We start from the raw sequence: 12,951 nt of genomic DNA, 5'->3' as shown, positions 1-12,951 counted from the left end.
AATAGAAGGAGGCAGTCGTTATGCCAAATTATCGTGATCGTCGTCTGGCTCAGGAAATCTTGAAAGAAGTCAATGACATCTTACGAAAAAAAGTCCGTGATCCACGTGTCCAAGAGGTGAACATTACTGATGTTCATGTCACCGGAGACCTACAACAAGCAACGATTTATTATAGTTTATTGTCTGATAAGGCATCGGATAAAGAAAAAGCGCAAGAAGGATTGAACAAGGCAAGTGGTTTGGTTCGACGTGAACTTGGTCATGCTTTGTCGATTTACAAGACTCCGGAATTGTTTTTTGAACTAGATGAATCGGTTGAGTATGGTTCTAAGATTGATCAAATGATCCGTGACTTAAATAAAGAATAAATTCGTTAGAACCTGAAAAATTTTTCGGGTTCTTTTTTGCATTATTGGGCAAATCCTGTTAAAGTGTATGCAGTTTGTAAATAATCCTTTTGCTGGATATTTTCAAGGAGGCAGAGTCTAGAATGACTACGGAATTTGAAGAACGGATGAAGGAACTCCACAAAGAATTTGACAACCTAAGTCCAGAAGAACGCAAAGCCGTTAAACAAAAAATAAAAAGAATCAACGTTTTAACTTCTCGAAAGTTGGAACGTATGAAACATGATTTGCTGCGTATGGAAACAAAGCGTGCCCAGCTTTCATTAGATGGTGAGTCGCAAGAATTATCCGAATTAGAAGATCGAATCATCAGTAAAAAAAGAGAGTTCTTGAAGCTATTATGTAAGGCAAAAGAGAATTGTTCCAAGAGGTGAGTGAATGGGCTTAATTGAGATTATCATCATTTTAGCCATTGCCATTACCTTGTCGAATGTTTTAGCAAAAGTTTTCCCGTCTTTTCCAATTTTTATGATCCAGATTATCCTCGGCATTATCCTTAGTTTTACAGAAGTTGGTAGCTCGATCCATTTTGAACCAGAGGTTTTTCTTGTAATGATTATTGCACCTTTGCTATTTAGAGAAGGCGAGACAGCCGATATTCCCTCAATATTGAAGCATTTTGGCTTGATCTTGCTGCTAGCTTTTGGTGGAGTGATTTTCACTCTGTTTGGATTGGGCTTTGTTCTGCATAGTATTTTACCGGCAATCCCGATTGCTGCTTGTTTGGCCTTTGGAGCTTCTTTAGGACCAACCGATGCAGTAGCAGTTAGCTCGCTGGCGAAACGTTTAAATATCCCCGAATCGGTCATGCACGTTTTAGAAGGGGAAGGCTTAATCAATGATGCAAGGGGTGTTACTGCCTTTCAGTTTGCCGTCGCCGCACTACTAACCGGACAATTTTCGGCGGCTGATGCATCGATATCTTTACTTGAATCAAGTGTTGTAGGAGTATTGGTTGGTCTTGTAATTATTTGGTTTAAGAATGAAGTCATAAAAATTATTGAACGAATCTCTGCACAAGATGTATCGGCGTATCTGCTGATTGAATTAATACTTCCGTTCGTTGCTTATTTTATAGCTGAATTGTTTCATGCTTCAGGAATCATCGCAGCGGTTGTAACGGGTGTATTACAAGCTACTGGTTTCCGACGCGTAAATCTATTCGAGGCGCAGCTTTCTAATGTAACTGAAAGCTCATGGAGTACGATTAGCTTTATGTTGAATGCATTGGTTTTTATTTTTTTGGGAATCGAACTTTCTCAAGTCTTTTCACCTGTGTGGAATAGTCGAAATTATTCCAATGTGCATTTGTTAGGGATTGTATTATTATTGACAGCCCTACTTTTTGTTTTACGCTTTTTATTCGTTAGCGGCTTTTACATTGTTACTCAAGGCTGGAAGAAAAATCATGAACAGCTGAGAGATCGCTTGCTACTGACCTTTGGCGGTGTTAAAGGTACAGTCAGCATTGCGACAATTTTTATTTTACCAACAACGATCAACGGTTTGGAGTTTCCCGAACGATCTTTACTGCTATTTATCACAGCCTGTGTAACCTTTCTAACGTTGATTATCGGAATGATTTTATTACCCATCTTATCTGAAGGTGAAGTAGTACCGTTAACCGATCCCAAACGAATGTTAATCTTGCGGGAAGTCATTAGCGAGTTATACGAAGATTTAGACGATAAAAAATTGAATGAAAAGGAACGTTTTGCACTGCTAGCGGTGATCGCAAATTATCAGGGGCGAATCCAGATGCTCTTCAATAATTCGATGCCGGAAAGTGCGCAACAAGAATTCCAAGAAATTCAAGCCTTGATTATTTCGGTTGAACGGGATGGATTGGATGAAAGCTTTAGAAGACATCAAATCGATTCAGGTGCCTATCGTTTGTATTCCCGTTTCATTTCAAATGTATCTGAATCAGTGACGAAACAAATGTTGTCATTACTTAGCTTTTGGTTAATTTTCGTACGAAGGATTATTCGCGTTATTATGCATCCAAAAATGTTTTGGGAACGTCGGCAAAGGCGTAAAGAGACGGTTGATAATGAAGATATTTCAACTCTTAGAAAAATCTTTATTCGCAATAGTGAAGCTATATTAGATAGTTTGGAAAATCTGCGGGATGTTTATGATGAGGATTTAATTGATTTTTTTGTGGATGAACGAAAAAATTTGATGAATCAAGTCAGTGGACACGGATTATTTGGCACTTATTTGATTCAACAAGATCCACTTTACGCGAAAGAGCTGATTCGCGGATTTTATTTAGAGAGAAAGATTATTGACAAATATGAAGTAAATGAAGATATCTCCAATTTTTCAGCAAATAATTATCGTGATCAAGTCAATCAATTAGAATCCTATGCGATGCAGCAACGATCAGAACCAAGTATTTCATTTGTGATCAATCGTCAGCGGCAAAAGAAAAAAGCAAAAGAAAAGAAATATTAAACCGTCATCTTGGCGGTTTTTTTCTTTGGACTTTAATAGAAATAGAAAGGGACTTCTACGTTTTTATTAGAAAGATAAGGCGAACATCTTCAGAGAGTTGGCTTGTCATTTCTTAGATCAGCTATGCTATAATGGGAGCGTTGATTATAAATAGAAATGAGGAAACAGCGATGGACGGTATCTTGCCGTTATGGAAAGAGCGCGGCATGACAAGTCATGACTGTGTCTTTAAGTTACGAAAAATTCTGCAAACCAAAAAGGTTGGTCACGGGGGAACTTTAGATCCTGATGTCGATGGTGTCTTACCTATCTGTATTGGCAAGGGAACCAAGGTGATCGAATATTTACAAGATAGTGGGAAAATTTATGAAGGTGAGATTACGTTGGGTTTTTCTACAACTACAGAAGATCGTAGTGGCGAAATAGTAGAGACAAAAGCAGTAGACCACCCTTTAAGTGAAGCTGAAATCGATCGAGTAATGGCTACATTTATCGGAAAAATCAAGCAGGTACCGCCAATGTATTCAGCGGTTAAAGTCAATGGGAAACGATTGTATGAGTATGCGCGTGCTGGTGAAACGGTTGAACGACCTGAACGGGAAGCGGAGATTGAGAGTTTTCAACGTACGACTGATCCGATTTATAATGAAGAGGCAAAAACTCAGAGTTGGCGATTTCAGGTTACTTGCGGGAAAGGGACTTATGTTCGAACCTTGGCTGTGGATCTTGGGACAAAGCTAAACTATCCTGCCCATATGTCCGATCTGACTCGTTTAGCCAGTGGCGGTTTTTCAGTGGGACAGGCAGTTACCTTGGCGCAAGTTAGCGAATTGATGGAAAAAGGTCAGATCAATCAAGCGTTGCAGCCGGTTGAAGAGGCAATGAAGGAATTTCCGCGAATTGATTTAACAGCTGCTGATTGGCAAAAGGTGAAAAATGGACAAGTTTTGCCTATGAAATCTTTTGGAATCAAAAAGATGCCAGCTAATCTAATCGCATTTTTTTATCAAGGCCAACTAGTTAGTCTTTACGGACAACACCCAGAAAAAAACTGGCTCTTGAAGCCAAGCAAAGTAATTCGAAACGAAATTGCTCAAGATCCTCACGCTTAGTGGCTGAAGAAAAATAATTATATTATTAAGAATTAAGATATCAGTCCAACTTTTGGCAGTGATTAAAGAGGAAAAGAACTATCTGATTACAACTAGAAAAAATATAAGCATGTATAGTTGGATGATATACGGCATGAAGATCAGACTTATTTTTCTTCAAGAAAAATAAATACATTACTATGAATTAGGAGGCACACTAAATGGAAATTGTTAAATTGCGGCATCCATATAAATCAGAGGAAATTCCTGCTGGAGATTGTGTGTTGGTGTTAGGATTTTTTGATGGTGTTCATCGTGGTCATCAAGAGGTCATTAATACTGGTAAAAAAATTGCGAAAGAAAAAAATTTAAAATTAGCTGTGATGACGTTTAATCAGCATCCGGCAATTGTTTTTCAACAAGTACAGAGCAAGCCGATTCAATATCTTTCGACTTTGAAGCAGAAAGAAGAACGGATGTCAGAGCTTGGTGTTGATTTGTTATATGAGGTAGCCTTCACCTCTTCGTTCGCTGCGTTAAAGCCTCAAGAGTTTGTCGATCAATACATTGTAGGGCTACATGCAAAAGTGGCAGTTTCAGGCTTTGATTACAATTTTGGAAAAGACCAAACGGCTGATGCCGAAAACTTACCTAACTATGCGAAAGATCGCTTTGAGGTAGTAATTGTTGCTAAAAAGACAGAAGAAGACGAAACTGAAAAAATTAGTTCTTCACGAATCCGCCGCTTATTGTCTGAAGGAAGACTAGACGAAGCCAACCACTTACTTGGCTATATCTATGAGATCATCGGGACGGTGATTCACGGCGAAGCGCGGGGACGAAAACTGGGTTATCCAACTGCAAACATCCAAGTGCCCGATGATATGAAATTGCCCAAAGAAGGGGTATATGTCAATGAGATTCAGATTGGCGATCAATGGTATCCGGCGATGGGTTCGATAGGCCATAATGACACTTTTGGAACCAATCGCATGCTGACAGTAGAGATCAATATTTTAGACTTTAATGAAGAAATTTATGGTGAAAAAGTTAAGGTACGCTGGTATCATATGTTGCGGGGACAAGTAGCTTTTGAATCAGTTGAAGGATTGATTCAGCAGCTTGAGATAGACGAAAAGGCTACTAGAGAATATTTTAAGGGTTAAGTAAGTAGGACATTCAAAAATGAGTGTCCTTTTTTGATTCCACCATTTGTAGTTAACGTTGTTTTATTAGAAAATAGCAATCTATTAAATTGTGTAAGTTCTAGTATTTTGATGGTTATTTGTTAGTATAAAATAAAAGGAGTTTTTTAGATGGAAAGTTCTTGGTATATTCGCCCTTATCAAGAGGAGGATGCAGACGCTTTATTTGAAATGATGAAAAAAGAGTCCGATTGGGCTGGCTATTGTATTGGTGAGGGGAAGAAAAAATACGCGCGAGCTTTATTGACATCAACAACTTATTTACTTTTTGAGAAAGAAAAGATTTGTGGGTATGCTCGTTGCCGAGAAGATGACGGTTTTGGCATATATGTTTATGATTTATTAGTAGATGCTGATTGTCGTGGAAAAAGCTATGGTCGCTTGTTAATGGAGCAAGCCTGTAAAGATTTTCCTGACCAAACGGTATATGTGATGAGCGATGTTGATCCTTACTACGAAAAGCAAGGCTATCAAAAAGAGGGAACGATTTTCATTGTGAAGCCGCAATAAAAATTATCCGCACGCTGTTGACTCTCCCTTAACAGGAGACAGTATTCTGTTAATGAAAGGGGAGGATCATCATGAGTATAGCTATCACAGCTGATCAATTAACGAAAGAAATCGGCGGTAGAAAAATCGTCAACCAACTCTCCTTCACCATCAATAAGGGTGAAGTTTTTGGTCTATTGGGACCAAATGGAGCAGGGAAAACGACTACTATTGAAACACTGCTGGGGATTAAACGACCGGATTACGGATCAGCAAAAATTTTAGGACTAGATCCACGCAAGCGAAGAAGAGAAGTTTTCGAAAAAGTTGGAGTCCAACTACAATCTTCCAGCTATCAAAACAATATTCGTGTGAATGAGCTCTGTCAAGAACTGTCTAGTTTGTATCAAAAACCTAGAGATTACTATGAGTTGCTGAAATTGTTTAAATTAGAGAAGTTTGAAAAACAATCTGTTGAGAAGCTATCAGGCGGAGAAAAGCAAAAGTTGTCGATCGTGCTAGCATTAATTCCTGATCCAGAGATTATTTTCTTGGACGAGTTGACGACTGGATTAGACACGGAGGCACGCAGAACAGTTTGGCAGACCTTGCTAAAATTAAAGAAGACAAATTTAACGATCTTTTTGACGACGCATTATATGGAGGAGGCTGAGATTCTGTGTGATCGTATTTGCCTCATTAAGCGTGGTAGCATTGTCGTTGAAGGAAGTATTCCAGAATTATTGGCGGAGAGTTCTCAGAGTAATTTAGAGGACGCGTATCTTTGGTTTGTAGGGGAGGACGAAGATGAATAAGGTAATCAATTTGGCAAAGGTTGAAGGAAAACTGGCGATTCGTTCTATTGACGGAATTTTATTTGGGATCGGAATGCCACTGGGTGTTTTACTGTTGACGACAATGATCGCTGGGAACAAGCAAGCGGGCAATACTTCTTATACTTTTTTAGATAGCAGCTTTAGTTCACTTTTAGTCGTTGGCATTTGCGCCACTGCATTCATGGGAATTCCGTTGACGATTTGTGATTATCGCGATAAAAAAATCTTGAAGCACTTTTTTGTGACCCCCGCTTCACCCGGACATTTAATCGCAACTCAAGTGTTAGTAGCTATGACAACGGCAATCGTTTCTGCCGGATTTGTTGCACTGGTAGCCATCGTCTTTCTTGATTATAGAATGCAGGGAAATTGGGTCTTGTTGATTGCTAGTTATTTTTTAGTTATGATTGCTATGTACAGTTTAGGATTATTGATCGCAAGTCTATGTAAAAATATGAAGATCGCAAACCTTGTGTGCAGTCTGGTTTATTTTCCGATGCTCTTTTTATCTGGTGCAGTGATTCCCTTTGAGATCTTTCCAAGAGGAATGCAGAAAGTAGCCAGCGTGCTTCCCTTAACTCAAGGTGTTCAATTGTTAAAAAGCGTTAGTTTGAATCAACCAGTCGGAAATCCACAATTTGTCCTGATATTATTGATCGTGATTTCAATCGTGGGATTTGGTTTAGCGGCAAAATTCTTTCGCTGGGAGTAATGAGAAAATAGGGGGTTGAGTAATTGGATCACGAATGTGAAAAAGTTCAGGAGCAATTATATCGAATCGGTATGTTTTCGAAAATGAATCAGGTTACAATCAAAGCACTACGCTATTACGATGAAGTGGGGCTGCTTCGCCCCCGTTTTATCGATCCTGATAACGGCTACCGCTACTATAGTTCGAGTCAACTGGAGCCGCTGCATCGTTTACTGGCGTTGCGTAGAATTGGCTATAGTATAGAAGAAATCAAGCGCGTGCAAGATGGAGAAAGCGAGCAGCGAATCTTGCAAAGAAAAAAACAGCAGCTGCTGAAAGAAATTTCTGATCGCATGTCGATGCTTTCTCAGATTGAAGGGTATTTGCAGCAAGAGGATGATAATTATCACATGGTGATCAAGCGATTACCAGAAGTCATCGTGGCATCAATGAGGAAAATCATTCCGAGCTTTGAGGCACTTTCTTCAATGATTCCCGAAATGGCTTCACAGATGGAGAAGGCTGGTTGTGTCTGTGCATTGCCAGAGTACTGCTTCAATATTTATCATGATGCAGGGTATAAGGAAGAGAACATTGATATTGAAGTCTGCGAATCTGTGGTTGAAATGAAAGAAGAAACTGATGAATTGAAATTCAAAAGAATTGATGAAGTTCCTCAAGCTGTCTGTACAATGCACAAAGGGCCTTATGAAAATATTCCTAAAGCATTCGCGGCAGCGATTAAGTTTGTTGAGGACAATGATTATGAAATAGTTGGCCCTGTTCGAGAAAGTTATATAGATGGTATGTGGAATAAAGATAGCGAAGACGACTGGCTGACAGAGATTCAAATACCTGTAAAAAAATCTGAGAAAGCTTCGCAATAAGCTTTCTCAGATTACAGAAAAAAAGTTCTAAGTTCACAGTTCGAGCTCAGAACTTTTTTCTATTTCATTTCAAAATTTTGAGTTTCGAAGCTATTGAAAGTTCGAGATAAAATTTTATTTTTAATCGTAAATGTGGCAAAAGAAAAATAGACAGATCCTATGCAAAATAAGAGTAAGTGTATCCTTTTTTTACGCTAATTTTGTGCATTTTTGAAGAATAATGACCATAAGCAATTGTTTGGTTGTCTTGGTTATGCTACGCTAGATTTAGTTTCATGAAAACGTTATACAAAAAATAGAAAGAAGGAATTGAAATGGCAAAGGATCGTTTTGTAAGGGTTTATTCTCAAGGGAAATTGGATGCGATTATGATTTTTGTTGATCGGGAGACAGGTGTCAACTACATGTTCAACAAAGTAGGCTATGCTGGAGGATTGACACCTCTATTAGATAAAGATGGCAAACCAGTAATCACACCAATTGAAGAGTTAGACAAATAGCAGACAGCACTAGCGAACAAGCCTGCATCTAAAAGATATGCTACTATTTTCTCATAAAGATGATGGCGGCATGAAAATCAGATTTATTTAAATAAGGCGTGAGTTAGATGCATGCTTGGGATGCTATTCAAAGGTCAGTGGATTATGTGGAAGAAAATATCAAGGAAGAGTTATCGATCGAAGAGTTAGCAAAGGTTTCTTATCTATCGGTATACTATTTTCAAAAATTATTTAATCGTTTGGTTGGAAAAACAGTTAATGAGTATATCAAGGCGAGAAGAGTGGCAAATGCTAAACCGCTATTGAAGAGTGATAAACGGATTGCTGATATTGCTTGTGAGTTCGGTTTTAACAGTCATGAAACTTTTACAAAAGCCTTCAAAGAAATCTATGGTGTTACACCGGAAACATATCGTAAAAATGATCTATTATTAACGGATTTTTTAAAGCCAGATCTATCAATTTATTATACGCTGGTGGATGAAGGGGTACCTTTGGTGGTAGATGATCTAGTTCTTGAAGTAAATAGGCGAGAACTGACAAAAACGGAATACTATACTGGTTTTTCCAAGCAAGTCGATTCTGTTGAAATGAACAAAGTAGGCGTCAATGTTCTGATTGAGTTATGGGATGATTTCCATGAGAAACAGAAGACGATTCCTAATTTAATTGAGGATGGGGTTCACATCGACTGCTTCACGAGTGATACCACTCCTGGAAAAGTCCAATACTTTGTAGGTGGACTATCTGATGATCAAACTTTTGCGGATTATTGTCAGTATCGAATGGAACCTGGAAACTATTATGTTTGCACGTTTGAAGCAGAAAACTTCAAGTATTTGGTTGAAGATGCTTTGTACAAAGCTAACGATTATTTCTTTGGAACTTGGCTCAAAAGACACGGAATAGAGATGGAAGATATGGCTCCTTTCCTGGTACAAAAATACGTGAATGTAACGGATGAGCCGAGGATTGAAATATGGATTAAACCGACCAAAGATTTAGAAAACATTTGATAGAAAAAAACTTCGGATCAATTATATTGATGATCCGAAGTTTTTTAGTTCTTTTTTTCTTTACTGATTGAAATTGAGGCTTCTTTGTGAAGGATATAGCCCCAAAAAATCCCGGTTAATTGTGTCATCAAAAAGAGAACGATCAATGGAATCGCTGCTTCAAAAGGTGAAGAGGAGTGATATAAGCTAACTAAAGGACTTTTAAAAACAATCAAGGAGCAGCTCAATATGATATTGATAAGATTACCGAAAACCAACAAAGATAGCTGTTGAGTAATTTTTGCATAAAAACCAATCATTACAGTAAGGAGCAAGAATAGAAAGATCCCTATGATTGAATCAAACAGGTAATCAATTGCTAAAGATAGATGAACATAAGGAATTAAATAGAAAACAAAAGGTATACGCATGATTGTTTTCTTATTCATTGTAGGGACCACCTCGACAATCGTTTATTGTATGGTTATTTTATGATTGTTAAATGGTCAATTCAACACAAAACGACAAATTGCTTTGGATAATGAAAGTTCTTTTATGCTGCTATCAATGAATCATAAGTTATTTAGAGCTAAATTTTTTTATTTTGAAATAGTTTTTACGATTATAAAAAAGAAAGAGTCATTAAACGAATGAACGTCTAAAAAAAGCCTGCAAGTGTTGAAACAATTCATGGAAGATCATCAATTCTTTTCAAATCACTACCATACAGCCGATATTTTTTCTTTACTATCTGAGCTTTTGTGATAATATGATTAGAAATGGAGGGGTTATATGAATAAATTGCAAGATCGATTTAACAAAAATGTCTATGAAATCGCCGTCTCATTGATTCGTCAATTTGATGAAAAAGTTTCTGGAATTCCTAATATGTTGAAGTTGACGTTAGGAGAGCCGGATTTTAATACCCCTGAACACGTAAAAGAAGCAGGGCAACAGGCGATTAAAGATAATTTTAGTCATTATACCGGCATGTCTGGTTTGATAGATGTTCGAGAAGCTGCGAGTCGTTTTTTATCTGAAAAATATGCGGTCAATTATCAGCCGACGACTGAGGTGCTAGTGACTGTAGGAGCAACGGAAGCTTTATCGGCAAGTTTGTTATCCATTTTGGAAGCTGGTGATAAAGTACTGCTTCCAGCTCCAACTTATCCAGGCTATGAACCATTAATCTTACTAGCAGGTGCTGAACCTGTTTATATTGATACGCGAGAAACGGGTTTTGTGTTAACGCCTGAACAGATTGATCAGGCGATGGCAGAACATGGCGATAAGGTGAAAGCGATCATTATTACATCGCCATCAAATCCAACAGGCGTTGCTTATAATGAAGCCGAAGTATCTGCCTTGAGTGAAACATTGAAGAAGTATCCGGTTTTTGTGATTAGTGATGAAATCTATAGTGAATTGAATTATGAAACCAAACACGTTTCATTTGGAAAATATTTACGCGAACAAACAATTGTGATCAATGGATTGTCAAAATCGCATGCGATGACTGGTTGGCGGATTGGCTTTATTTTTGCTCCGGCGGAATTGGTAGAACAAATCATTAAAGTTCATCAGTACTTAGTCACTGCGGCTTCAACAATCTCACAAAAAGCTGCTGTTCGAGCATTAGTACAAGGAATTTCTGATGCAGAAGTGATGCGGGAAGAATATCGCGAACGACGGGATTATGTCTATCAAGCAATGACGAAAATGGGCTTTGAGGTAGCACGTCCATCAGGAGCGTTTTACATTTTTGCGAAGATTCCAGCTGAATATGAGCAAGATTCGATGGCTTTTTGTATTGATTTAGCTGAGAAGAATCAATTAGCGATTATTCCAGGAATTGCCTTTGGCCCAGAAGGTGAAGGCTATGTCCGGATTAGTTATGCCGCTTCAATGGAGAATTTGGTTGAAGCGATGAACCGTTTGGCAGCCTATTTAGGAAAATAAAAAAGAAACGATCAAATCTATTTTGGTTTGATCGTTTCTTTTTGCTTATCATAAACTTTATTTACATGTTTAGGTAGTTGAATAGACCGCTGATCGTTTTGTCTTTCAAATCAATCTCGTTGCCATCAACAGTTGCTTTTACCACATGGTAATAATCAGGCAGATCGGGAACTTCTTTTAATTGTGCAGCGACAAAATCATTGGCACTGGAATAAGTTTTTTCTTTTTCTGAGTCGTTTAATGCATAGGTAATCACTAACATGTCAGTTCGCTTCTCTCGTTTATAATTTTTATTGCATGAGTATTGTACATCAAAACTAATATAAAGTAAGGAATTTTGTCTTTACTCAATATTTACAGTTCTTTACGGTTCATTTACATCGCTTCAATCAGATATTTACGTTTCATTGGTAAAGTATCAGTGTACTAAAAATAAGAGATACGGTAAAAGCTTACTGCCGCTTCTCTTATGGAAATGTTTACTATCTAAATTAAGGAGCGTACATGATGAAGAAAATTATTTTAGCATTCGCATTTTCAGGAATTCTTTTAGCAGGGTGTGGTACTGGAAATGCAACGAAGGATTCGGGTTCAGCAAAAGAGGATACGGCGAAAATTACAGCGGTAGGGTCAACAGCTTTACAACCGTTAGTTGATGCAGCGCAAGAAAGCTACACGCAAGATCATCCGAATGTTCAAATCTCTGTGCAAGGAGGCGGAAGCGGAACCGGCTTAAGTCAAGTTGAGAGCGGCTCGGTTGAAATTGGAAATTCCGATGTTTTTGCTGAGGAAAAGGATGGCGTAGATGCTAGTAAGTTAGTTGATCATAAAGTAGCAGTCGTTGGTTTTGTTCCAGTTGTTAACAAGGATGTTGGTGTCAAGGATATCACTAAACAACAACTGATCGATATTTTCACTGGAAAAATCAAAAACTGGAAAGAACTCGGTGGTAAGGATGAAGCAATTCAGGTAGTTAATCGTGCTTCTGGTAGTGGTACTCGTGCGACTTTTGAGAAATGGGGCTTAGATGGAAAAGAGCCAATTCAGTCACAAGAACAGGATTCATCAGGAACGGTGAAAAAAATTGTGGCAGAAACTCCCGGATCAATTAGCTACTTAGCATTATCCTATGTTGATGACAGTTTACAAGCCCTACAATTAGACGGCGTCACAGCTAATGATAAAAACATCACTACTAATAAATGGCCAATCTGGTCTTATGAACACATGTATACAAATGGCAAACCAGAAAAAGCGTTAGCAGATTTCTTGGAATACATGGTTAGTGATGATGTGCAAAATGGTCCGGTGAAAGAACTGGGCTATCTGCCAATTACTTCAATGGAGGTTGAACGTTCTGCTGATGGAACAGTGAAATAATAATTAAAAGTAAAAAAATTCGAACCCCGTTAGTATTTTCGTAATGAATGT

The 12,951-nt window shown here is 38.1% G+C and carries 15 protein-coding genes; 13 read left to right on the top strand and 2 right to left on the bottom strand.

Annotated features, from left to right (window positions below):
* Positions 1 to 20 precede the first annotated feature (20 nt).
* The 11 genes from rbfA to KQI58_RS17775 all read left to right on the top strand — a co-directional run bounded on the left by rbfA (position 21) and on the right by KQI58_RS17775 (position 9,582).
* Positions 21 to 368: a 30S ribosome-binding factor RbfA gene (gene rbfA / locus KQI58_RS17825; protein ID WP_010746073.1), complete on the top strand. Its 348-nt coding sequence runs from the start codon at positions 21 to 23 to the stop codon at positions 366 to 368.
* A gap of 122 nt (positions 369 to 490) precedes the next feature.
* Positions 491 to 781: a hypothetical protein gene (locus KQI58_RS17820; RefSeq protein WP_216410343.1), complete on the top strand. Its 291-nt coding sequence runs from the start codon at positions 491 to 493 to the stop codon at positions 779 to 781.
* Positions 782 to 785: 4 nt separating this feature from the next.
* Positions 786 to 2,867 (top strand): cation:proton antiporter, encoded by a 2,082-nt coding sequence (locus KQI58_RS17815; protein WP_216410342.1) that lies wholly within the window; start codon positions 786 to 788, stop codon positions 2,865 to 2,867.
* Between the two features lie 170 nt (positions 2,868 to 3,037).
* Positions 3,038 to 3,979, top strand: a complete 942-nt coding sequence (gene truB / locus KQI58_RS17810) for a tRNA pseudouridine(55) synthase TruB (protein WP_216410356.1) — start codon at positions 3,038 to 3,040, stop codon at positions 3,977 to 3,979.
* 200 nt (positions 3,980 to 4,179) lie between these two features.
* Positions 4,180 to 5,124: a riboflavin biosynthesis protein RibF gene (gene ribF, locus KQI58_RS17805; protein ID WP_216410341.1), complete on the top strand. Its 945-nt coding sequence runs from the start codon at positions 4,180 to 4,182 to the stop codon at positions 5,122 to 5,124.
* Between the two features lie 150 nt (positions 5,125 to 5,274).
* A complete protein-coding gene (locus KQI58_RS17800) occupies positions 5,275 to 5,673 on the top strand; it encodes a GNAT family N-acetyltransferase (protein ID WP_216410340.1) in 399 nt (132 codons plus the stop codon).
* A 71-nt stretch (positions 5,674 to 5,744) separates the two neighbouring features.
* Positions 5,745 to 6,467 carry an ABC transporter ATP-binding protein gene (locus KQI58_RS17795; RefSeq protein ID WP_216410339.1) on the top strand — a complete coding sequence of 241 codons (723 nt, stop codon included), beginning with the start codon at positions 5,745 to 5,747 and terminating at the stop codon, positions 6,465 to 6,467.
* Entirely contained in the window at positions 6,460 to 7,200 is a 741-nt protein-coding gene (locus tag KQI58_RS17790; RefSeq protein ID WP_216410338.1) for an ABC transporter permease, read from the top strand. Before KQI58_RS17795 ends, KQI58_RS17790 begins: the two co-directional genes overlap by 8 nt.
* Before the next feature lie 23 nt (positions 7,201 to 7,223).
* On the top strand, positions 7,224 to 8,066 hold the full coding sequence (locus tag KQI58_RS17785; protein WP_216410337.1) for a MerR family transcriptional regulator: 843 nt from the start codon (positions 7,224 to 7,226) through the stop codon (positions 8,064 to 8,066).
* A 314-nt stretch (positions 8,067 to 8,380) separates the two neighbouring features.
* The gene (locus KQI58_RS17780; RefSeq protein WP_216410336.1) at positions 8,381 to 8,566 is read left to right on the top strand and encodes a DUF6440 family protein; all 186 of its coding nucleotides are present in this window, start codon (positions 8,381 to 8,383) and stop codon (positions 8,564 to 8,566) included.
* 107 nt (positions 8,567 to 8,673) lie between these two features.
* Positions 8,674 to 9,582 (top strand): helix-turn-helix domain-containing protein, encoded by a 909-nt coding sequence (locus KQI58_RS17775; RefSeq protein ID WP_216410335.1) that lies wholly within the window; start codon positions 8,674 to 8,676, stop codon positions 9,580 to 9,582.
* A 44-nt stretch (positions 9,583 to 9,626) separates the two neighbouring features.
* On the opposite strand, the gene KQI58_RS17770 is transcribed toward KQI58_RS17775, so the two are convergent.
* The gene (locus tag KQI58_RS17770) at positions 9,627 to 10,010 is read right to left on the bottom strand and encodes a hypothetical protein (protein ID WP_216410334.1); all 384 of its coding nucleotides are present in this window, start codon (positions 10,008 to 10,010) and stop codon (positions 9,627 to 9,629) included.
* 343 nt (positions 10,011 to 10,353) lie between these two features.
* Here KQI58_RS17770 and KQI58_RS17765 point away from each other — a divergent pair, with 343 nt between their 5' ends.
* Positions 10,354 to 11,520: a pyridoxal phosphate-dependent aminotransferase gene (locus KQI58_RS17765; protein WP_216410333.1), complete on the top strand. Its 1,167-nt coding sequence runs from the start codon at positions 10,354 to 10,356 to the stop codon at positions 11,518 to 11,520.
* A gap of 61 nt (positions 11,521 to 11,581) precedes the next feature.
* On the opposite strand, the gene KQI58_RS17760 is transcribed toward KQI58_RS17765, so the two are convergent.
* Positions 11,582 to 11,782: a DUF4649 family protein gene (locus KQI58_RS17760; RefSeq protein ID WP_216410332.1), complete on the bottom strand. Its 201-nt coding sequence runs from the start codon at positions 11,780 to 11,782 to the stop codon at positions 11,582 to 11,584.
* Positions 11,783 to 12,027: 245 nt separating this feature from the next.
* On the opposite strand from KQI58_RS17760, the gene KQI58_RS17755 reads away from it, so the two are divergent.
* Positions 12,028 to 12,900, top strand: a complete 873-nt coding sequence (locus KQI58_RS17755) for a phosphate ABC transporter substrate-binding protein PstS family protein (RefSeq protein ID WP_216410331.1) — start codon at positions 12,028 to 12,030, stop codon at positions 12,898 to 12,900.
* Positions 12,901 to 12,951 lie beyond the last annotated feature (51 nt).

Source organism: Enterococcus raffinosus, from assembly GCF_018917525.1.
Classification (GTDB): Bacteria; Bacillota; Bacilli; order Lactobacillales; family Enterococcaceae; genus Enterococcus_A; species Enterococcus_A raffinosus_A.
This window is presented reverse-complemented; position numbering and strand designations above follow the sequence as displayed.